Source organism: Vibrio sp. 10N.247.311.13 (genome assembly GCF_041467595.1).
Lineage (GTDB): Bacteria > Pseudomonadota > Gammaproteobacteria > Enterobacterales > Vibrionaceae > Vibrio > Vibrio crassostreae_C.
On record NZ_JBFSUX010000075.1, the window covers coordinates 1 to 21,208 of the forward strand.

Annotated in this window: 21 protein-coding genes and 4 pseudogenes; 16 read left to right on the plus strand and 9 right to left on the minus strand. The window is 44.8% G+C overall.

Going from position 1 to position 21,208, the window contains the following annotated elements; genetic code table 11:
• Nucleotides 1–130 precede the first annotated feature (130 nt).
• A complete protein-coding gene (locus tag AB6E52_RS20715) occupies nt 131–556 on the plus strand; it encodes a GNAT family N-acetyltransferase (protein WP_017036727.1) in 426 nt (141 codons plus the stop codon).
• A gap of 151 nt (nt 557–707) precedes the next feature.
• Nucleotides 708–1,232: a hypothetical protein gene (locus AB6E52_RS20720; protein ID WP_133151376.1), complete on the plus strand. Its 525-nt coding sequence runs from the start codon at nt 708–710 to the stop codon at nt 1,230–1,232.
• Nucleotides 1,233–1,606: 374 nt separating this feature from the next.
• On the opposite strand, the gene AB6E52_RS20725 is transcribed toward AB6E52_RS20720, so the two are convergent.
• Entirely contained in the window at nt 1,607–1,825 is a 219-nt protein-coding gene (locus AB6E52_RS20725; protein WP_017039154.1) for a DUF2798 domain-containing protein, read from the minus strand.
• A 404-nt stretch (nt 1,826–2,229) separates the two neighbouring features.
• On the opposite strand from AB6E52_RS20725, the gene AB6E52_RS20730 reads away from it, so the two are divergent.
• Together AB6E52_RS20730 and AB6E52_RS20735 are read left to right on the plus strand one after the other, a co-directional pair.
• Complete coding sequence (locus AB6E52_RS20730) at nt 2,230–2,511, plus strand: type II toxin-antitoxin system Phd/YefM family antitoxin (RefSeq protein ID WP_011080399.1); 282 nt, start codon at nt 2,230–2,232, stop codon at nt 2,509–2,511.
• Nucleotides 2,508–2,795 carry a type II toxin-antitoxin system RelE/ParE family toxin gene (locus AB6E52_RS20735; protein WP_017064044.1) on the plus strand — a complete coding sequence of 96 codons (288 nt, stop codon included), beginning with the start codon at nt 2,508–2,510 and terminating at the stop codon, nt 2,793–2,795. Before AB6E52_RS20730 ends, AB6E52_RS20735 begins: the two co-directional genes overlap by 4 nt.
• A 148-nt stretch (nt 2,796–2,943) precedes the next feature.
• On the opposite strand, the gene AB6E52_RS20740 is transcribed toward AB6E52_RS20735, so the two are convergent.
• Nucleotides 2,944–3,222, minus strand: a complete 279-nt coding sequence (locus AB6E52_RS20740) for a type II toxin-antitoxin system mRNA interferase toxin, RelE/StbE family (protein ID WP_017064043.1) — start codon at nt 3,220–3,222, stop codon at nt 2,944–2,946.
• Nucleotides 3,219–3,503, minus strand: coding sequence for a damage-inducible protein J (locus AB6E52_RS20745; RefSeq protein ID WP_102320420.1), 285 nt, complete (start codon nt 3,501–3,503; stop codon nt 3,219–3,221). Before AB6E52_RS20745 ends, AB6E52_RS20740 begins: the two co-directional genes overlap by 4 nt.
• A gap of 185 nt (nt 3,504–3,688) precedes the next feature.
• On the opposite strand from AB6E52_RS20745, the gene AB6E52_RS20750 reads away from it, so the two are divergent.
• Both AB6E52_RS20750 and AB6E52_RS20755 read left to right on the plus strand, forming a co-directional pair.
• A complete protein-coding gene (locus AB6E52_RS20750) occupies nt 3,689–4,390 on the plus strand; it encodes a lipoyl protein ligase domain-containing protein (protein WP_017059449.1) in 702 nt (233 codons plus the stop codon).
• A 144-nt stretch (nt 4,391–4,534) separates the two neighbouring features.
• Nucleotides 4,535–5,542, plus strand: coding sequence for a LacI family DNA-binding transcriptional regulator (locus AB6E52_RS20755; protein WP_102320419.1), 1,008 nt, complete (start codon nt 4,535–4,537; stop codon nt 5,540–5,542).
• Between the two features lie 73 nt (nt 5,543–5,615).
• On the opposite strand, the pseudogene edd reads toward AB6E52_RS20755, so the two are convergent.
• Nucleotides 5,616–7,205, minus strand: a pseudogene (edd, locus tag AB6E52_RS20760) (phosphogluconate dehydratase); the annotation flags it as partial.
• Here edd and AB6E52_RS20765 point away from each other — a divergent pair.
• Together AB6E52_RS20765 and AB6E52_RS20770 are read left to right on the plus strand one after the other, a co-directional pair.
• A pseudogene (locus AB6E52_RS20765) lies at nt 7,188–7,454 on the plus strand (family 1 glycosylhydrolase); the annotation flags it as partial. The pseudogenes edd and AB6E52_RS20765 sit on opposite strands and share 18 nt — an antisense overlap.
• Before the next feature lie 31 nt (nt 7,455–7,485).
• The gene (locus AB6E52_RS20770; RefSeq protein WP_102320418.1) at nt 7,486–8,103 is read left to right on the plus strand and encodes a bifunctional 4-hydroxy-2-oxoglutarate aldolase/2-dehydro-3-deoxy-phosphogluconate aldolase; all 618 of its coding nucleotides are present in this window, start codon (nt 7,486–7,488) and stop codon (nt 8,101–8,103) included.
• Nucleotides 8,104–8,193: 90 nt separating this feature from the next.
• Here the strand turns inward: AB6E52_RS20770 and AB6E52_RS20775 are convergent, their stop codons facing one another.
• The 3 genes and pseudogenes from AB6E52_RS20775 to AB6E52_RS20785 all read right to left on the minus strand — a co-directional run.
• The gene (locus AB6E52_RS20775; protein ID WP_102320417.1) at nt 8,194–9,069 is read right to left on the minus strand and encodes a radical SAM protein; all 876 of its coding nucleotides are present in this window, start codon (nt 9,067–9,069) and stop codon (nt 8,194–8,196) included.
• Between the two features lie 217 nt (nt 9,070–9,286).
• The gene (locus tag AB6E52_RS20780; protein WP_102320416.1) at nt 9,287–10,108 is read right to left on the minus strand and encodes an SDR family NAD(P)-dependent oxidoreductase; all 822 of its coding nucleotides are present in this window, start codon (nt 10,106–10,108) and stop codon (nt 9,287–9,289) included.
• Between the two features lie 210 nt (nt 10,109–10,318).
• Nucleotides 10,319–10,477 (minus strand): annotated as a pseudogene (locus AB6E52_RS20785) (enoyl-CoA hydratase/isomerase family protein); the annotation flags it as partial.
• Nucleotides 10,478–10,923: 446 nt separating this feature from the next.
• Here AB6E52_RS20785 and AB6E52_RS20790 point away from each other — a divergent pair.
• Together AB6E52_RS20790 and AB6E52_RS20795 are read left to right on the plus strand one after the other, a co-directional pair.
• A complete protein-coding gene (locus AB6E52_RS20790; RefSeq protein ID WP_102320415.1) occupies nt 10,924–12,297 on the plus strand; it encodes an MATE family efflux transporter in 1,374 nt (457 codons plus the stop codon).
• A 9-nt stretch (nt 12,298–12,306) separates the two neighbouring features.
• Complete coding sequence (locus tag AB6E52_RS20795; protein ID WP_017072137.1) at nt 12,307–12,717, plus strand: LysR family transcriptional regulator; 411 nt, start codon at nt 12,307–12,309, stop codon at nt 12,715–12,717.
• A 149-nt stretch (nt 12,718–12,866) separates the two neighbouring features.
• Here the strand turns inward: AB6E52_RS20795 and AB6E52_RS20800 are convergent, their stop codons facing one another.
• Nucleotides 12,867–14,939, minus strand: coding sequence for an alkyl/aryl-sulfatase (locus AB6E52_RS20800; RefSeq protein WP_102320414.1), 2,073 nt, complete (start codon nt 14,937–14,939; stop codon nt 12,867–12,869).
• Nucleotides 14,940–15,127: 188 nt separating this feature from the next.
• On the opposite strand from AB6E52_RS20800, the gene AB6E52_RS20805 reads away from it, so the two are divergent.
• Nucleotides 15,128–16,030 (plus strand): LysR family transcriptional regulator, encoded by a 903-nt coding sequence (locus AB6E52_RS20805; RefSeq protein WP_102320413.1) that lies wholly within the window; start codon nt 15,128–15,130, stop codon nt 16,028–16,030.
• Here AB6E52_RS20805 and AB6E52_RS20810 read toward each other — a convergent pair.
• Nucleotides 16,027–16,926, minus strand: a complete 900-nt coding sequence (locus tag AB6E52_RS20810; protein ID WP_102320412.1) for a DMT family transporter — start codon at nt 16,924–16,926, stop codon at nt 16,027–16,029. The two genes, AB6E52_RS20805 and AB6E52_RS20810, sit on opposite strands and share 4 nt — an antisense overlap.
• Before the next feature lie 209 nt (nt 16,927–17,135).
• Between AB6E52_RS20810 and AB6E52_RS20815 the strand changes: the two genes are divergently transcribed.
• The 5 genes and pseudogenes from AB6E52_RS20815 to AB6E52_RS20835 all read left to right on the plus strand — a co-directional run.
• Entirely contained in the window at nt 17,136–17,525 is a 390-nt protein-coding gene (locus AB6E52_RS20815) for a VOC family protein (RefSeq protein WP_048609928.1), read from the plus strand.
• Between the two features lie 51 nt (nt 17,526–17,576).
• Entirely contained in the window at nt 17,577–18,101 is a 525-nt protein-coding gene (locus AB6E52_RS20820) for a hypothetical protein (RefSeq protein WP_102320411.1), read from the plus strand.
• Nucleotides 18,102–18,270: 169 nt separating this feature from the next.
• Nucleotides 18,271–19,710, plus strand: a complete 1,440-nt coding sequence (locus tag AB6E52_RS20825; RefSeq protein ID WP_102320410.1) for a 6-phospho-beta-glucosidase — start codon at nt 18,271–18,273, stop codon at nt 19,708–19,710.
• A 99-nt stretch (nt 19,711–19,809) separates the two neighbouring features.
• Nucleotides 19,810–20,808: a LacI family DNA-binding transcriptional regulator gene (locus tag AB6E52_RS20830; RefSeq protein ID WP_102320409.1), complete on the plus strand. Its 999-nt coding sequence runs from the start codon at nt 19,810–19,812 to the stop codon at nt 20,806–20,808.
• A gap of 203 nt (nt 20,809–21,011) precedes the next feature.
• Nucleotides 21,012–21,158 (plus strand): annotated as a pseudogene (locus tag AB6E52_RS20835) (maltose acetyltransferase domain-containing protein); the annotation flags it as partial.
• Nucleotides 21,159–21,208 lie beyond the last annotated feature (50 nt).

A 21,208-nucleotide genomic window follows, 5' to 3' on the forward strand; every position in this document is an offset into this window, starting at 1 on the left:
AGGTCAACGCCAATAGTTTGAATGGTGGACATAGTAACCTCCAGTTCTTCAGCGTGTACTAAGTAAGTATGGCACGCAGAGTGTCAGGTAGAGGGAGTCCATATCATTCGTTAGGTTTATAGGTAAGTTCATGGAAATAATTAGATTTCAGCCTCAGCATCTCGAAGCTTCAGCACGACTTTACCTTGAATCGAGAGTAGCTACTTTCACTTTCATGGATACAGATGAATATTGCTTAACTGATTTTGTGAAAGATACTGATGGAGAAGAAATTTGGGTGGCTGTAGAGCAGGGGGCAGTAATTGGTTTCCTCGCAATCTGGAAGCCTGAAAACTTCATTCACCATTTGTTTGTTAGTCCCAAAAATCTTAAACAAGGTGTTGGTTTAAAATTGCTAAATCATGCGAAAGACCTAAGTAATAACTTAAGTCTCAAGTGTCTTGTCCAAAATACGAATGCAACCCAGTTTTATCTTTCTCAAGGTTTCAAGATTCTTGAAACAGTGGGCAATGGGCCAGAAAACTATCACTTAATGAGCTTTGATGCACAAACCTAACAAACAATTTAAGAGGGATTCCCAACGCTTGGCATTTTTGCTTCTACTTCAATTTTAGTGGTTACGGTACAATGCTTTAGGTTGGGTGGTAGCGTTGCTCACCCCTTAATTGGGCGATGTGCTTTTACCCAAAATAATATAGGTGTTTGATTTGAAAGAATTAATGGAGTATTTTCCGGCTATTTTGACAGCGTTAATAGTAGCTCCTTTGGGGGTGTATCTGAAATCTCGTATGAAGAATTTGGCAGATCATGATGACCTCAATAAAGCTCTTGAACAACTTGAAAAGACTACTGAAGCTGTTGAGGTTATAAAAGGTCAACTCAACGAAAAGCATTGGGTGAAACAGCAAGTTTGGGATACTAAGCGTCAAGCCTATGAGGAAATATTATCTTATTTATTCCTTACAAAAGAGTATGTCAATAACCAAGTTACCTACCTAGGGGAGTATACTGATTGTTTTATTTACATCGGTGGGACAGGGTATGAGCTGGAAGACGAGGAGTATCAAAAGTCTTACGAAGAACACGTCAAAAGTGAACAAAGACAATTTTCAGAGAAGTATGAATCAACTGAAGCAAAGAAAGACAAGAATTGTCCGACAATACTCGCAAAAGCTACACTAAATTGGAAACAGTCTTTTCTATTAAGTCAATTTATCTTGACCCTGAATTAAGTAGAATCGAGGCGCTTTTATCTAACCTTAGGAAACGGTTATATGATGACCAGCCTAAGCAAGAAGCGGAAGAGTTTATTGGTGACTTTATCGAACGGCTTATTGAGCACTATGTAAAAACTGGTGAACTTATAAACGAAATTATTGTACTAACGAGGGACTTGGCTACTGAAGATCTTAAGCTCAGTACAAAGTAACTAGCACACACATAACAAACAATTTAAGAGTGATTCAGCACGCTTGGCATTTTTGGTTTGGGTTAAATTTAGTGTTTACGGTGGTCAAATTGAGTGTCGTGGTCGCGTGCTTCACACCTTAATTGGGCTACATGTGTTAATGCTGACTGCATATCAGATGTAGCCAGCGTGTGCAGCTTAAGAAGTGACTTTATTTGCTAATTTAAAGCCTGCGCTACCAACAAAAATCGATAACACGAAAGCAATGGGCCAAGCGACAATGAACTGTTTCATCCATGTGTATAGCCATATCTGAGTCATTCCAAGTTCGATAAAGCTAAAGATGCCAGTCATAAGGAGTGCCATCATAAGGGAGATAAAGATTTGTGCGATAATTAGGGTCTGTTTCTTTTGCATTGTTCCATCCGAAGTGTCGATGGATGGTGCACGAAAAGCATAGACGAGCACCATCCTAGTAAAAGGTTAGTGCCGCGGGTTTGCTTGAAGCAACTAAATCTCGAAATATACGAGGACTGGAATAACCGAACCAGTCTAAAATCTTTTCGACAGGGCAGATATTAGTAATTAGTGTGATGAGAGTCAAGTTTTTAGTTCGCACATAACAAAGCATTTAAGACTGATTCCCAACGCTTGGCATTTTTCATTCCATCGTTGGGTTTCGTGTTTACGGCACAATGGTTTAGTTTGGGTGGTAGCGTTGTTCACACCTTAATGCGGCTATAACACAAAATCAGGCTATTGCTCAAAATTGCTATTTGAACTATTATTTGTACATTAAATTGTACCATAGGGAGTTCAACATGAGCCGCATCCATTTTGATCAAGATATTCAGCCTTTGTCTGAATTTCGTGCTGGCGTGACGTCATTTATTAAACAGATTAACGAAACTCGCAGACCACTAGTTATCACACAACGTGGTAAGGGTGTTGCGGTTGTCCTTGATGTTGCAGAATATGAAGCAATGCAAGAGAAGATCGAGTTACTGGAAGAAATGCGTACTGCTGAAGCACAATTAGCTTCAGGTTTAGGTGTTTCCAATGAAGACGCTCGTGCTCAAGTATTGGGGCGCATTAAGAAATGAAAGTAGTCTGGTCACCACTAGCATTACAAAAGTTAGGTGATGCAGCCGAGTTTATTTCACTGGATAATCCAGTGGCGGCAGAAAACTGGGTTAATGAGGTTTTTGATAAAACTGATTTACTCTCAAGTATGCCTGACATGGGGCGAATGGTTCCTGAGCTGCCTCATACCAATTACCGTGAAATTTTGTTTGGTCACTATCGCATCATATATAGCCTTAGCCATGAAATTCGCGTCCTCACAGTACGAAATTGTCGTCAGATACTAACGGAAAGTGACGTGTAGCAATTGTGTCATAACAAGCAATTTAAGAGGGATTCACAACGCTTGGCATTTTTCTTCTACTTCAAATTTAGTGTTTATGGCACAATGCTTTAGGTTGGGTGGAGGCGTTGTTCACCCCTTAATTGGGCTAGTTGCCCAGAGGAAGTAATCAATCCATTGGGAACTTTTGTTTCTGGTGGAGTACGCGCATAATTCGGATAATGTCGCCTTCGATCCAATAGGAGACGATCATTGAAATCTCAGGAATTATAAGTAATTGCCCACGAATGCCGTCTCTCTGTACACCCATTAGAGGCTGCTCAAGCAAGTTTTCTACTTTTGTTTCAATGAGGTTGTCAGCGTTTTCTGCCGCATCAGGGTTGAAGTCATAGATAAACTCAAAGATCCTTTCACGATCATTGAGTGATTCTTCTTCCCATAAAATCATTGCTTACCTCGATTACGTATTCTGGCTTTGCGTTCTTCCATTCGAGATTTAGCAGTTTGGTGTTCAACTAAAACGGATTCTCCTGAGTCAAACTTCTCAAATGCTAGGTTTACTTGTTCAGTTAGCCATGCATCGTGAGATAATGTCTGTCTTTGTTGCTCAGCGAGTTGCTCAGTAAGCTCACGGCAAGCACCACTCAGTGTGCGACCTTGGCTCTCAGCCATCTGTTGAGCTAGGCGTTTTGTTTCTTCATCAACACGAAATTGAATTCTAGTGTCCATGATGTATTCCTTTATTGGTGTGTGTACAAATGTTAGCACTCACCTTTGAGATGGGCAACTGACAAGCTACTATGGCGCCAATAACTAACTTTTGGTGCTATGTTTCATCGCACATAGTCCCATATCTCATCAACCATTGCAGAACGTTAAATGATAGGTCACCACAATCTGTAGAGGAAAGTGCATTGAAGTTAACCAATAAACTCGTACGTTACCCGCACATTGATGTTGATCGTGCGTTTGAAAAAGAAGCTGAATTATTGCAGCAAATTCAGGCGGGTGAGATTGGGCAAGCCTTAATGTTGTGGCAAGCAAAAGCGCCGACACTTGTTTTGCCCGCAGGTAAAAAGTGGCCTGTGACCGTAGAGTCTAGAAAACAACTCGCGGCACAAGGTTGGCAACTCACCTCACGTAAAACAGGCGGCGCTCCCGTTCCCCAACTGCCGGGGATCATTAACTTATCGCACATTTACCATTGGCCTCGTGATGAAGCCTACAACATCCAAAAAGCGTATCTACATCTGTGCAATGTCTTAACCCTGTTTTTTAAAGAACTGGGCATCGATGTGGATGTACACGCGACTCCCGGTTCTTATTGTGATGGTGACTACAACCTCAATATCAATAAACAAAAAATAGTGGGCACGGCGCAGCGTGTTTTGCTTAAACAAGGGGGCGGCCAAATCGTACTTTCGCAAGCTTGTATCTTGTTGGATGTCGACCTAGAGAACATCGTTGCACCCGTAAATTTTTATAATCAAGTTTGTGGCAATCCAACCGTGGTGGACGCGCAAGTTCATACTCCGTTGTCCGCACATCTGACAACTCTACCCAACGTAGACTCACTCTTTCAGCAGTTAAGCCAAGCTTTCATCAAGCATGCGTGATACCAACCTTTCGTTAACGCCAAACTAATTTGCCGATGGTAGAACGATTTCAATACTATGTGTCGATGACAACGAATGGGTTGAACTTGAGGCGGTGAGAACTTTATAATGTTACTTGTAACATAATAAAGAGTTCAAATAGTTATGACAGAACAGCAGAAGAAAACTCGAACCACACTTCAAGATGTTGCAGACAAAGTGGGGGTCACAAAGATGACCGTCTCTCGTTACATGCGCAATCCCGATTCAGTCGCAGCCAAAACTCGCGTTAAAATTGCAGCGGTTATTGAAGAGATGGGATACATCGAAAACAAAGCGCCAGCTATGCTCTCTAAATCGTCGAGTAAAGCGATCGGTATCTTGCTCCCTTCGTTATCAAACCAAATCTTTGCCGCGTTTGTTCAAGGTATCGAAACGGTTACTAAAGAGAATGGCTACGAGACGTTGCTTGCTCACTTTAGCTATGATGCTGTGGAAGAAGAGGAAAAGATTGCTTCGCTGCTTTCGTATCAAGTTGATGGGTTGATATTGACGGAAAGCCACCACACCCCCCGCACGTTACAGATGATCAAGAATTCAGGTGTTTCTGTTGTTGAAACGATGGAACTACCAACCAATCCGATCGACATGGTTGTTGGTTTGGACCATATTGATGCTTCTTACCATGTCGTGAAGCGAATGATTGAAGCTGGAAAGCGCTCTATCGCTTACTTTGGCGCTCGACTGGATGCACGAACCAAGTTGCGTTTGCAAGGCTATGACAAAGCGATGTATGAGGCTGGATTAGAGCCTAAACACGTGTTGACTGAACAGCACTCTAACTTCTCTTTGGCTGAAGATCTGCTTGATCGCGCTCTTGCGGATTCCCCAGATCTAGATGGCGTGTTCTGCACCAATGATGACATCGCGATAGGTACCTTGCTCATTGCCCAGCAACGTGGAATCCAAGTGCCGCAACAGCTATCTGTGGTGGGCTATAACGCGTTAGATATTGGTCAAACCATACGCCCAAAACTGACTAGCGTGGATACGCCACGTTATGAAATAGGTAAGAAAAGTGCCGAGCTACTGCTTGCCCGATTGAAAGGTGAGCCAGTTACGGAAACGGTAGTGGATATGGGCTATCGCATCACTGATGGCGAAAGCGTTTAACCAAGTATCGTGGAAACTGAAAGGAGCATCGAAATGATGCCCCTTTTGCTTTTACATTTAAGTAATGACACAGCTAGACGATAAAACTCGCCCCTTGTTCTGCACTCGAAACGCTTTGGCGCATCACGCTAAATAGGTTGCGCCCCATGGTTTGCTGGTTGGCGTCTGCCTCAAATACCTTCGCTTGGCGAGATTGCATGTCGTTGAGGTTATTGAGTTCGCCACTCGCGCAATCTAAGCGCAGGATATCGCCTTCGCAAACAAGCCCAATAGTTCCTCCTCGAATAGCCTCTGGTGAGACATGAATCGCGGATGGGATCTTTCCTGAGGCTCCAGAAAGGCGCCCATCAGTAACTAGAGCCACTTTAAACCCTTGTTTCTGAACATTACCTAGAATCGGCATGAGCTTATGCAGTTCAGGCATACCGTTCGCAGCTGGTCCATTATTTATCACCACAACAATGCAATCTTTGTTGAGCTCACCTCGTTGATACGCAGCTTCTACCTTATGTTGGCAATCAAAAACTGCCGCGGGTGCTTCTATTACACGTTGCTCTTCTGCAACCGCTGACACTTTAATCACTGCGTTGCCAAGGTTCCCTGAAAGGACTCGCGTTCCGCCTGTGCTTTGGAATACCTGTTCCTGGCCTGCAATTACCTCTGCATCTGCCGACTGTTTGCACTTTTTCCACGTTAGCTTTCCATTTTCAAGCTCTGGAATACTCATTTGATCTTCAAACGAGCCAAAGGTAGGTGTGACATCTCGGTGCAGTAAGTTGGCTTGATCTAAACGGCGTAGCAGCGCGGGAACTCCGCCTGCCGTTTGGAACGCATTCATATCTGCTGGACCGTTGGGATAAACTCGAGCAAGTAAAGGCACTACATCGGATAGATCGCTGATGTCTTGCCAAGTCAGAATAAATCCTGCTGCGCGTGCTACTGCGACCATGTGAATGCTGTGGTTAGTGCTGCCACCTGATGCGAGTAGGGCAACAATGCCATTGATTAAGCTTTTAGCGGTAAAGACTTCAGAAAGCGGGCGGAAGTTTGCGGCTTGTGGTGTCATTGAAGCAATTTCAATGGCGGCATGCTGAGTGAGTGATGCGCGCAATTTAGAGTCAGGATGAATAAACGCTGAGCCCGGAAGCATCAGCCCCATCGCTTCAAATACCAGCTGATTGGTATTGGCTGTGCCGTAAAAAGTGCAGGTGCCCGCTGAGTGATAAGCGTTGCACTCCATATCCAGTAAGGCACTTTTTCCTACCTTACCAGCCGCGTATTCTTGGCGAATATGTACTTTCTCATCATTGCTGATGCCCGTTGCCATCAAGCCCGCCGGAACAAAAGCGGTGGGTAGATGTGCAAAAGAGAGCGCGCCCATCAGTTGTCCTGGAGCTATCTTGTCGCAAATACCAAGTAATAGGGTTGAATCAAACACGTTGTGACTCAGTGAAAGAGCGGTCGATTGAGCAATCAAGTCCCTTGAAAACAAAGACATATCCATGCCTGGTTGCCCTTGAGTTACCCCGTCGCACATCGCGGGAACACAGCCCGCTACTTGAGAGGTGTGGCCGAACTTAGCTAACGCCTTTTTGATCTGATCTGGATAGTGTTGATACGGCTGGTGAGCGCTTAACATATCGTTGTAAGAGCTGATTACCGCATTGATTACCTTCGTCAGCACATTGTTGCGATGCATGAAGCAATGGAAGACGGTGTACCATTGATGGGTTACACACCTTGGGGTTGTATCGATCTTGTTGCGGCGTCGACCGGAGAGATGAGCAAGCGCTATGGGTTTATCTACGTGGACAGAGACAACCTAGGCAATGGTACGTTAAATCGTATTCCTAAAAAGTCATTCCACTGGTACAAAAAAGTGATCGCAAGCAACGGCAGCGACTTGGCTTAATTTGTCTGTTTGATAATGAGAGAAATGAACAATGAAAACAATTGAACAGCGACTCAGAGATATTCGCATCGTCCCGGTGATCGCCATTAATGACGTTGCTCAGGCTGTGCCGCTTGCGAAAGTATTGGTTGAGAATGGTTTGCCTTGTGCTGAAGTGACATTTCGTACAGAAGCGGCAGCAGAGTCGATTCGTTTGATGCGTGAAGCCTACCCTGAGTTACTGATTGGCGCAGGTACTGTGCTGACTATAGAGCAGGTGGATACTGCCATTAATGCGGGTGTTGATTTCATTGTCAGCCCAGGTTTGAATCCAACCACAGTCAAATACTGTCAGCAAAGAGGGGTTACGATTGTTCCTGGAGTGAGTAACCCAAGCTTGGTTGAACAAGCAATGGAAATGGGGCTTAAGACACTAAAGTTCTTCCCTGCCGAGCCATCTGGCGGTGTCGCAATGTTGAAAGCGTTGACGGCTGTTTACCCGGTTAACTTTATGCCTACAGGCGGTGTAAGCCCAGCGAACGTTGAGTCTTACTTAGCACTGAAATCAGTCGTTGCCTGCGGTGGAACTTGGATGGTACCGACAGACAAAATGGACAAGGGTGATTGGGATGGAATCGCAGAATTAGTCCGAGCGGTCGGCTCCAGATAGTTCGATAGAGAGATACATAGCTAGAAAATGAAAGGGCCAGCTGACACTGGCCCTTTTTGTGGCTGCTTCAAACGATGTAGAGGTTACTCGTTACCAAGCAAAGGTTTTAATGACGTTTTGCTTAGTGATTGGGTTATGCGCGATGTCTTGATTTATCTTATCAAGAAACGGCTTACGAGCCTGAGGCAACATGCCACGCATTGGTGAGATGTTATTGCCGTGGTCACCCCAGTAGTAGCAATCGAAATCTTCTAGGTTTTCGAGCAAGTATTTTTCTTCTTCCAGAATCTGCAATGGCGTTGGTAAAACAAACTCGCCACGGTTTACTTCTTTTTCCAATACCGATCCCGGTTGAACGGCTAAAGCCATCGGTGCAATCGCATCCGGCTGCATGATGTTCAGCAAGCTGGTGGTATTAATCGCATGCTCTATAGAACGCTCTTTGCCGCCAAGGCCAAAGATGAAAGAAGCCAGCACCTTGATGTCTGCTTCACGGGCTAGGTTCATACCTTCAATTGCATGCTCACGCGTCATGCGCTTTTGAATGCGTTCAAGCACAATTGGGTCACCGGACTCCAAGCCAGAATAGGCCATGCTTAAACCTGCCGACTTAATCTCTTTTAATTCAGACAAGCTCTTACGACGGAAGTCATTGAACCCCGAATACAGAGAAATGTTCTTGCTCTCTGGGAAGGTGATCTTGATGTAATCCAGAATCGAAATCAGCATCTCGGTTCTAATAGCCATCACGTTACCATCGACCAAAAAGATAGATTCAACATGCGGGTAGATTTTTCTCGCCGCATCAATATCTTCAAAGATGTCTTTGATGTCTCTTACTTTGAAACGCTTATCATCAAACATCGTGCAGAAGGTACACTGGTTATTACTGCACCCCAATGTTGTCTGGATGAGTACGCTCTCTGCTTCCATCCAAGGACGATAAACTTTACCTTCAAAACGCATAAATGCTCCTCGGCCGTAGCCTGTGTTGTTTCGACGGGGGCAAGTTTAGCAATCTGCATCTTGGGTGATAATTGGGCAAAGCGGGGAATCAGTATTAAAGAAATCTTAATAATCGAAAGAGCGCGCAGTTCTTTGTCTGTATAGATAGAACTGCGGCTTGGATTGTGTGTGTGGTGGTGGGGGGGAGTGTTAGTGGTCGTTTTTTACTAATGAATGATCAGTGCGTAACGCACAGCTTTTCTTCGAGTAATTGATTAAGCACTGTCACCAGCTTGTGGTTCTTAGTGTTGTCTAATGCGTCGGCGTGCGGGTCTTTGAACAACCCAGAATCATTATCAAAATATTGACCAGAAGCGTTGGCAAACTCATCACTGAGCGCAGCACGACAAAGAATATCGGCTCCAATCGCAAGGTCGTTGCCATCAACGCCATAAGCATCTTTCACTAATTTACTACCAAGGAAAGAAGCTGGGTTTACAGGGATGATTGCGGTGCCTTTGTCTAAAAGAGTATTGGCTAATTCGATGGACCACATCGTTAGCGCCAGCTTACTTTGCGCGTAAACCGGACCATCAAGTTCGCCCGCATTCGGACTGATTAATGCATCTAGATCTACGGGTGCTTGGGCTGCTGAAGATAGGTTGACGATACGACCTGTCGCATCAAAAAGAGGAAGCAGCTTTTGTGTCAGTAGATACGGCGCAATGGTGTTTACGACAAAACGCACATCAAGATTGTCTGGAGTGGTGATGTCCGACACTTTATACACACCTGCGTTGTTAATGAGTATATCGAGTCGTTTGTGATCGCTTTTGATTTGGGTTGCGAGCGCCTCAACTTCAGAGAGCGTCGATAGGTCTGCGATGTAGCTTTCGATGATTGCATTCTTAGACAGGCGAGACAGAGCGGTCACGACTTTATTGACCTTAGCTGGGTTGCGGCCATGAATTAGAACATGGTGCCCTTGCTGCGTTAGTGCTTTTGCGGTCTCTAAACCAATGCCATCCGTGGCACCTGTGATCAGAATTATTTTTTGCATATTCCGTCCTTCAAAAAATAGTTTGAACAACGTTATAACAAAGATTAATGACACATAGTTGCATTTGGCTCACAAGCTGAAGACTCAAATGTGAGTCTATGGGGCAAATAATGACCATTTTAACACTTGGTGGTTAACCGTTGGCGTTTAACGATTAAGTAAGACAATGGGTCAGTTTGTGACTGACCCAAATTAAGAGAAGTGACCGAGTTATTTGATGTCTTGAACGTTCATAACCAGAGTTTCCCAGTTACGTTGGTTTTCCATATTGTGCACTAGGCCTTGCTCATCGGCAATTTGGAAGCGCTTAACCGCAGGGGTTTTGCTCGTAGCTTGATACAACCAATAAGCTTCCGCTTTGAGTGCTTCGGCTTCGTCAGCATCAAAGTCTCTTGCCCTTGAACATTCACAGTACCGAAGTCAAAAGTGACGGTAAGAATTCCATCCTCGGCTTGAGCTTTAAACGTTGTATAACCTTGATATACCATTTCCATATTCCTTCTGAGAGATTTCATTTCAGCCTATTCAGTGTGAATGCGACCTAAATTCAGGCTAGCGAGGAATGTTCGAACCAACAATTAACCATTAAACGAAACACTATTAACGAATTATCAAGAGTGTTGGCGCGTTTGATAATTTCAATTTATTCAGTGTCTTAGATGGATATTTTAACGTTGAAGGTATCTTGCTAATTCGATTGTCAACGAAATCTAAAAACTCATTCCTTGTCTGGCGCTCTTATCCTTTTCATTTAGCTTCGTATACTGCTCAACTAGGTAATTAGCCCCAAGGTACAGACAAGAGTGAACCGACTTATGCAGATGAGATCCGCGACTTTGAAAACCATTATTGAGAAAACGCTGCCACTGACGCTGGGTGTGTTTGCGATCATGATGGTTCAATTGGTCGATTCGATCTTTATTGGTCAGCTAGGGGTGAATGAATTGGCGGTTCACGGTATCACCTTGCCATTTCAAGCAGCGTTTACCGGGGTTCAAGTGGGCATCGGTGTGGCGGCAACGTCCATTATTTCTCAATCGGTAGGGGCAAAAGAACAACGTAAATCCACCTCAATTGCGACGCTGTCGGTTGGATTTGGAGTGTTGGTGATTGCTTTGATCTGCATAGGCCTGATTGTTTTTAGCGATGCTGTTTTTGCGTCGTTTGTGAATGATGTCTCTGACGCTCAATACCAATCCATGCTGTCTATTTTTAATGTGTACTGGCCACTGTGGTTGTTCAGTGCATTGATGGTGGCGGTGCTTTATCTGGCCACCTGCGTTTATCGTGCCAATGGCGATACCAAAACAACCGGAAGCATGTTCTTGGCTGCTAGCGTGATTAACCTAATTCTCGACCCTATTCTGATCTTTGGATTGGATATGGGCATCGCAGGGGCGGCGATCGCATCGAGCATTGGCTACGCTTTCGGCACAATCTACATGCTAATCAAGTCTCGCGGCAAAGGTTGGTTTGGCTTCAATGGCGCGTGCAGTAACCGAATCAAAGGCTACAGTTTTGAGTTATTCAAGACGGTAATGCCAACCACTGCGAATCAGATATTACCTGCGGTCAGCGCGTTCTTCTCAATGCTATTGATTGCGAGAATCGGAACCGATGAGATGGCTTTTTGGAGCTTACTCGCCCGTGTTGAAAGTTTTATGCTGGTGTTTTCTCTTGCTCTGACGATGTCTATCCCGCCTATGATTGGTCGTTACCTAGGGGCGCAGCAGCGATGCAAAATCCCTGAGCTATTGAATACAACAGCGAAGTTCTTATTGGTTTTCCACACCGTGATGGCAACATTGTTGGCGCTGTTTAGTGGCTGGATTATTCCTGTTATCTCGGAAGAACAAAGCATACGCAGCTGGTTTGAAGTGACCTTGTTATTTATACCGTTCAGCTATGGGCCGCTTGGGCTTTGCATGTTGGTTGCGTCGGTCTTTAATGCCTTGGGTGTGCCGCGTAAAGCTTTGAATGTCTCTTTCCTACGCTTGTTTGTTTTCTACATTCCTGCTTTATGGATCGGCTCGATAACCGGAGACATGGTCAATGCGGTTATTGCTGCGACAGTCGCCAATGTTTTAGCGGGCGCTTTTGCATGGTTTAAGCTTAATGCCTATATTAAAACTCACATTATTCCCCGTGCCGCTGCGGCCAATAAGCAGCGTGTACTCAGCGCAGGCTAGCCATTATTGATGAATATTGAACATCTAAAATTGTTTGTGCGACTCGCGTCTACGCACAATATAAGTCAAGCAGGACAAGAGCTTGGGTTGTCACCTCCGGTAGCCAGTATTCATATCGGAAAACTCGAAGAGAGCCTAGGTGCTATCCGCGTCGATCACGGTGAAGCGGTAAGGGATGTATGTGTCGATGGCTTGGGCATTGCCATGTGCGCGAGTTGGATAGCATACAAGCAGCTCGCGGAAGGTTCGCTGGTTGAGGTGTTGCCGGATTACCCTTTAAAGGATGAGGCGGCTATCTGGGCGGTATACCCGAGTGCTCAGTTACTTGCACCAAAGGTGCGCGTATTTATCGATTACTTTGTTCAATATTATGGTTCACCTTCTTATTGGGATTGCGACGTAAACGGTCAAGCTGAGTAGCTATCAGCTTCAGTAAGAGTAGCGTTCAAGAAGCACTCATTGATAACAAATAAGAAAGCCCCGACCAAAAGGTAGGGGCTTGTTTTTATGTTCTTTATAGAACGTTTTTCTAGCTAACTGCTGTTGTTTTTATTTAGTGTATCTGGCGTTTAATGAGCGTGTACCGCTGAATCTTGGTATAGCTCTGCATCAACTTCTTCGCCTTTACTTGGGCGCGGTACAATCTCAAAAGAGGTGTCAGCTTCTGTCAGTGAAGACAGCAGTTTGTTAAGTGATGTCTTATCACCTTTCACGCCTGCTTGTCTGTCTTCTAACAGTTTTCCAAGGCTTGTTTTCTTAAGCACGATGTCAGACACGTCAGACTTATTGATGATCAGTGTCGTATCCGCATCTTGCAGCTCTGATACTTGGATGTTGTTCAGGTTGCCGTTAGACATCTCAACGTAGTAGAACTCTTTTACATCAGGCAACTGAATATTCATTGTAAATGGTGTTTCTTGTGCCTTTAGCGAGTCCACTTTAACTGCTAAGTAATCTAACAAGTTCTCAATGGTCATGTTAGCCAACACATCCGGAGATGCAGTCTTTGGTGCGCCCGGTTGTGTGCCAATACGAAGCTCTTGAGCGCCGGTTAGGTAGATGTTTCTCCAACCTGCACCTTCTGATTGATAACCCAATTGCTCGTACGTATCTGCCAATAAGCCACGTGCAACTTTGTTCTCTGGTTCTGCTTGAATCACCTTATTCAGTGCTGTTGCAACGAAGCGATATTCACCTTCTTGGAAGTCTTGCTGCGCTTTTTCAATCACAGCGTCGCTGCCGCCCATGTATTCAACAAACTTCACTGACTCTGGCTTGATTGGTAGTGGATTTAGGTTAGCTGGGTTCATGTCGAAGTAACCAAGATACATGTTGTACACAGCGCGGGCGTTGTGAGAGTAAGTACCGTGGTAACCGTTGGTGTGCCAAGACTGTTGAATGCTGTCTGGCATGACCTTGTAAATCTCGTCCCCGATGTCTTGTAGAACCACACCGTTATTGGCTAAGCGAAGCGTTTGGTTATGAGTAAAACCGTAAGCGTCACGCTGCATTTTTAGGTAATCAGAGATCTCTTGTTCGCCCCAGATTGGCGATGAGTGAGACGCAAACAGCACCTCAGTATCTTCACCCCAGGTGACTAACATCTCGTTGATTTTCTTAGACCATTTCAAGCCGTCACGTACTTTAGCGCCACGCAGCGTGTACAGGTTATGCATGCCTTGGTAGGTCAGTTCGCCAGTCCAAAGTGCTTTCATGCTCGGAATATACGTCACCATTTCAGAGGCCGCTTCGGTACCTGAAGCATCCATGAATTGCATTTCTAGGCCGTCAATAACCAGCGTTTCAATCTCTTCGTTATGGTTCAGCTCGTAGTCTGGCAGTACGTAAGTAATGCTACCGGTTGATAGGCCTTTCGACAGTGCGGCATCAACAATACCGTGTTCGTGTCGGTTCAGCGTTGCGCCATATTGATAAGCGGTACGACGAGACATTGCATTACCCGCCAATACGTTTTCGTCGACGATCTCTTTAGTAATGTTTTTCGAACCGTACACTTTTACATCTGGGTATGCGTCTTTGATTGCTCTTGCGCCACCAAAGTGATCAGCGTGCGAGTGAGAGTAAATCATTGCTACGACTGGCAGTTCGCCGCCATCAGGCACATTGTTTTTGAAGAATTTTAGAGATTTAGCGGCCGCTTCTTTGGTAAGAAGTACGTCATAAGCGATCCAACCGTTGTCACTACGAATGAAAGAGATAGACGCTAAATCCGCGCCTCGAACTTGGTAAACTTTACCCGGAACAACTTCATATAAGCCTTCTGCTGCTTGGTTCAATACCGCTTGGCGCCACAGTGAAGGGTTTACTGAATCTGGTGCTTGGTCTGCATTCGTCACACTTGGGTCGATAAAGTTAAAGCTATTGCGAATGATGTCGCCCGTCTCTTGGTCGAAGCTAGCAATAAGGCCCTTGTTGTTATTGTCGAAAGCGCGAGTGTCGGCAAAGTTAAGTGTTTTTGCGAACTCTTGGTTTGCCTTAGTCGTCATCTCGGTTGCGCTTTTGCCACCTTGGTCGCCAATTTCGCTGAAGTGTGCGTGGTCATGGTTAGCTGCAACTGCAGGGAATACGAGCGAGATAGCTAGGAACAGTGATGCATTTTTGAACGTGCGTGAAGTCGTCATAAGAGCCTCTTCATTTCAGAATTTTGTTTCGTTGAGGCGATTATAGGAATAAGACATATAGCAAAAAATAAAGTAAGCTTTATTTAATACATCACGATTGGCTATGTATTGAATCATGCAATGGTTGGGCGACGAAGACGAATCCTGACCTATGATTGATTAAGACCACATTGACAGGGAGAGTAACGGTGAGCGACGTGGAAAAGTTGGATTTAAATCTATTGAGCGTGTTCTTAGAAGTGTATCGATTAAAGTCGATCACGCTTGCATCAGAATCGCTTGGTATGACTCAGCCTGGGGTTAGCGGGGCATTGAAGCGATTGCAATCTCAGCTTGATACCGACCTGTTTATTCGTGAAGGGCGTGGGATTATTCCGACTAACGCTGCGGTGCAATTGGCAGACCGAGTAGAGCCTGCTCTAGAAGGGATAAGCAGCGCAGTAAGCACTTTAAAGACATTTGATAATCAGCAGCATCATGTGTTTCGTATCCTGGTGAATGAGATTGGATTAACCAAGCTTCAACCTCTCGTCGAGCAAGATGAGACGTTGGGCAATATCTCGATTGAATTCAATATGGTGCAGAACAACGAAGAAGAATTATTGCAAGGCTTGAGCATGCAACAAGCTGATTTAGCGATTGATATCCATTACCCGCAAGTTAACGGCTACATGAAGCAGCCTGTGATTGAGGATGCACTCGTATTGATAGCTCGAAAGGGGCATCCTAGAATCAATGGTTCAGTGACTGAAGAGCAATATTACAACGAAAAGCATGTTACTTTTAGAATGCGTCGAACCCGTTTATATACGGCAGATTATTTTACCAAGTCACCACTGAAACAGAGAAAAGTGAGTGCAGAGTGTGACTCACTGATGACCATGTGTGTGCTGGTATCGGGCTCAGATTGTGTTGGCAGTACGTCGCGTGATTTTGCCAATCAATTTTCTGAACCTTTCCAGCTTCAAGTCCTTGATCAGCCGTTTGAAATCTTACCGATGCAGCAATACATGATCTGGCATAAGAGAACCGATTTGAATCCTGCTCATCAGTGGTTGAGAAACAAGATTCAACAATACATGGCTGATTAACGAGCCGCTCTTGCTGCTCGTTTTTGTTTGGCGCTCTCTATCATCTTAGAAGGCGTCATACCGGTTACTAACATGGTACCGGTAATAACCAGAACCGATCCGAAAATAGTATTAAGGCCAATCGCTTCGTCTAAGAAAAGGTTGCCCCATAAGATGCCAAACACTGGAATCAAAAAGGTAACAGACAGAGCCGAAGGCGCGCCCAATTCAGAAACGAGATTGAAGTAAAGCAAGTAAGCAAGGCCAGTACACACGGCGCCTAATAAGATCACCGATGTGGTGATGGTTAGATCCGGAGCCTCTCTCATCGGCATAAAAAAGACAAACGGCAATACGATTAAGACCGCCGCCCACATGCTGCCATGTGCATTATTGAATGCCTCAACTTTAGGGGCTTGTTTGGTATAGTTTGATGCTATTCCGTAGCTAAAGGCAGCCATCACCGCCGCAAAGATAGGAAGCACAGCCTCACGGCCAATGTTCATCGCATCCCAACCGACTAACACGCCAACTCCCGTTACCCCAATCCCAAGCCCTAATAGAACACGCGCCTCGAGTGTAGTTTTGGTCCATATCGCACCGATGATTGCCGCCCAAATTGGCGCTGTCGAGTTCAAGATGGCGAGTGTCGAGGCGTTCAGTGTCTGCGCGGCATAAGCGAACAGTAAAAAGGGAACTGCGGTATTAAACAACCCAAGAATAAAGAAGTGTTTAGCGTGAGTGTTGAACGTCAGCTTTTTTCTTAAATACAAAGACACCAACAGTAGCGTGATTGCTGCAAATAGTACTCTTGCTTCAATCAACACTGCTGGGCCCAATGGATTAGCGGCAATTCTCATGAACAGAAACGAACCGCCCCATATCGCAGCGAGAGTTATTAATTTTAGAAAGTTCACGGCGTATATCTCAGAATGTGTAAAACACCGACTATTGATCAAAGCTATATATTACACAAGCTTAGATATTAATACTGTGCAGCTAATTGTTGTGATTTTGATAACCAAACGGCTCGCTAAATAGGAACACTTTTGATGAATTCTGTTCTGTTTATCCTTCCTGATTTGGCGGGTAATCTAGCGTTAGACATCAAACTTAGGCAAACAAAATGAAGATTGAACACATCGCAATTTGGACCAAAAAACTCGAAGTTTTGAAGAGATTTTACGAAGACTATTTCGGTGCGACATCGAACTCAAAATATCACAACCCAACCAAAGGGTTTTCTTCATACTTCCTCTCATTTGAAACTGGAAGCCGCCTAGAGATCATGGAAATGGATTCGGTTCCTGAATCGAAAGATGACATCTATGATCAGTTTACAGGCTTTGTTCATATGGCGATTTCATTGGGGTCGGAGCAAGCGGTCGATGCACTCACTCAACGCTTGGTCGAAGACGGCTATGAGCGCTTAGATGGCCCAAGAAGAACAGGCGATGGCTATTATGAGAGCTGTGTACTCGATCCTGATGGTAATCGTTTGGAACTTACCGTTTAATGTAGAGACTTAATTGAGTTACTCATCTACTAACGGAACTGAGGTATTACAATGATGAAGCGTGCTGTGACTTTCCTTTTTAGTCTTGGGCTTATGGGATGTGCTACCTCAGAACCGGCGTATGAGCAGGAGACGGACGCGAAACCTGAACCATCGCAACCCATAGGTTACCTTGGTTTTAAAGCTCACCAAGAATGGGCTATTCAATTCAATGATTGCACGGTCTACGATTTAATCGGTGCACAACCTTACCAGTGGTTTGATCGCACTTCAGCCTCTGTGAGCTGTTATACGTTTAAGCCAAACGATGCCATCGAGCCTTTATCTGTCTATGCCGACGCAAACTTCGACAGCAATAAGCTAGCCCCGATTAACCTATTTCAAGAGCTGCAGGTATCAGAGTCTGGCTGGGGCAAGTTTCCTGCCGTCTATGAGACCAACGGTACCAATTGGCTGAAAGTCAAAGAGGGTTGGATTCATCTCACACTAGCCGATCAGACACTTGTCCAGTTCTACCCGGGAACTCAAGACCAATCTGGCAAATCGAAGCATGATCAGTATTTTGATCAGCATTGATCGTAAAGCTGAATTTTGACTAGTCTATAGTTCGATCAAAAAAGATCTTTTAACTATTGCTGAAACCGGTTTCAATCTGTATCTTTGCTTTTATTGAAATCGGTTTCAGAGTTGTGAACGCAGCTCTAATCCTGGTCTTTTTCACGAATAACTTGTAGCGAGTAATGGTATGAACAACGAATTTCCGAACGATTTTTTATGGGGTGGTGCGGTTGCAGCACATCAGTTAGAAGGCGGCTGGGATGTGAATGGTAAAGGTGTCAGTGTTGTTGATGTATTAACAGCGGGCGCTCATGGTGTACAACGTCGAATCACCGATGGTGTGATCGATGGTGAAAACTATCCCAACCAAGTCGCAGTGGATTTCTACCATCGCTACAAAGAAGACATTAAGTTATTTGCTGAGATGGGTTTTAAGTGTTTCCGTACCAGTATTGCCTGGACGCGTATTTTCCCAAATGGCGATGAAGCCGAGCCGTGTGAAGCGGGGTTAGCGTTTTACAATGACTTGTTTGATGAACTCCTAAAATATGACATTCAGCCAGTGGTGACACTGAGCCATTTTGAAATGCCTTATCACTTGGCTAACGAATATGGTGGCTGGATGAACCGTAAGGTGATCGAGTTCTTCGTTAAGTATTCAACTACGGTGATGGAGCGATACCAACACAAAGTGAAATACTGGATGACGTTTAATGAGATCAACAACCAGATGAACACTTCGGCAGACATCTTCGGTTGGTTATGCTCTGGTGTGAAGTTTCCGCAATGTGAAAAGCCGCAAGAAGCGATGTATCAAGCGGTTCACCATCAGTTTGTTGCCAGTGCTTTGGTGGTTAAGAAAGGTCACGAGATCAATCCAGATCTTCAAATCGGTGCAATGTGTGCGATGGTGCCTTTCTACCCTCGTTCTTCAAAGGCAGAAGATATCATGGTGGCACAGCAAGCGATGCGTGATCGTTACTTCTTCTCGGATGTGATGGTTCGTGGTCACTACCCAAATTACGCCAAGCGTGACTGGGCAATCAAAGGCTTCAACATTGAGATGAAGCCAGAAGATGAGCAGATCCTAAAAGAAGGTAAGGCCGATTACTTAGGCTTTAGCTACTACATGTCGAATACTTTGGATTCTTCTTCGCATCAGTCGACCGATGAAGCGATGGACGGCGGTCACGAAAACTCAGTCGATAATCCGTTCATCCAGTCTAGCGATTGGGGCTGGCCAATTGATCCAACGGGTTTGCGTTTCTGTTTAGCGTCTCTGTATGAACGTTATGAAGTGCCATTGTTTATCGTTGAGAACGGTTTTGGCGCGGTTGATACCATTGAAGAAGATGGCAGCATTAATGACGACTACCGCATCGCTTACCTTGGAGACCACATCAAAGAGATGAAAAAAGCCGTTGCGATCGACGGTGTTGATTTGATGGGTTATACCCCTTGGGGCTGTATCGATTTAGTGTCGTTCACCACGGGCGAGATGAAAAAACGCTACGGATTCATTTACGTAGATAAGCACAACGATCAATCTGGCTCACTAGAACGCAAACGCAAGAAGTCGTTCGAGTGGTATAAAGGCGTGATTGCATCTAACGGTGCCACTATTTAGAATGCATTTCCCAGCGCAGTTATGTGAACTGTGAGCTGTCATTTTGCAATGAATTAGTCGGCCTATGTCGGCTAATTTTTTATAAAGGAAAAGAAGCGAATGGTAACCATGCTTGATGTCGCGAACCGTGCAGGCGTATCTAAATCGACCGTTTCTCGTGTCTTAAATGGCAAGAACATCGTGCGCCCAGATGTGGTGAAAAAGGTATTTGATGCGATTCAAGAAACAGGTTATCGACCGAACTTGTTGGCCCAGCAATTGGCGACCAAGAAGACCAATTTCATCGGCTTTGTAATCACTAATGAGTTGTTCAATGGCCCTTACTTTTCTTCCTTGATGTATCACGCGGCTTCTTATAGCGAAAAGTCGAATCACCAACTGGTGATCACCGATGGCAAACACAGCGCTGAAGACGAAAGAAAGGCGATCAACTTCCTACTGGATATGAAGTGCGCCGGGATCATCATTTATCCGCAATGCTTGAGTGAAGCTGAAATCACGCAGATCATCGAGAGTACTGACACACCAATTCTTGTGCTTAACCGAGAAATGCCTTCGAAGCCTGAGCATGCTATCACTACCGATCATTATCAAAGTGCTTGTTTGATGGTGGAACACATCATCGAGCAGGGCCATACAGAGATTGCGGTGACTCGTGGTAAAGCTGGCTCGTCGACCGATGAACAGCGTTATCAAGCTTATCAAGATGTGCTCACGAAGCACGGTATTGAGCTGAACGAGTCTAGTGTGGTTCAAGGCGATTGGACAATGGAGAGTGGCTACCGTGCCGCGCAAGCTTTAGTGGAAAGCAAAGTAAGCTTCACTGCGATTCTGTCTGAAAATGATGACATGGCGATAGGTGCGATTAAGGCGTTAACGGAGCTAGGATATTCGTTGCCTCAAGATGTTTCGATTGTCGGCTTTGATAACAGCAAAGTGGGGGCGTTTTTAACGCCAAGCTTAACGTCTGTCAGTGTGCCATTAGAGCAAATGACGCAAAAGGCGATCCTGCAAATTGTCGGTGAAACAGAGCAAGCGACCACCATCAATACCACTGGTAGTTTGGTGTTACGTGATTCGATAGCGAAGCTAAATTAGCACTGTTCGAATTTCATATTTCACCTACAAAAAGTGACGAGCTGCGCATCTCTTAAACCAAGCTCAAACACTCCTTATTCACTGTTATTTAGATATGCGATATTGCGTTTTTTGGTCGATGAATTGACCACCATTAGTTAAGTAATGTGAAGCTAGATAAGTAATATGAAAATAGCTAATTGATGTGAGAACAGGTAAGTAACGTGAAAACAGAAAAACAAAAAATGCTAGCAGGTGAACCTTATCAGGCTTGGGATAAAGAGCTTTATGCCGCTCGTATCGAATGTCGCAAGGTGCTTCAAAAACTCAATAACAGTATTCCTGACACACCTGAATGGGAAGCGGCAACGCCATTCAACTAGAATGGATAGAACAAGCTCTTCTTGAAACAAATAAAGCG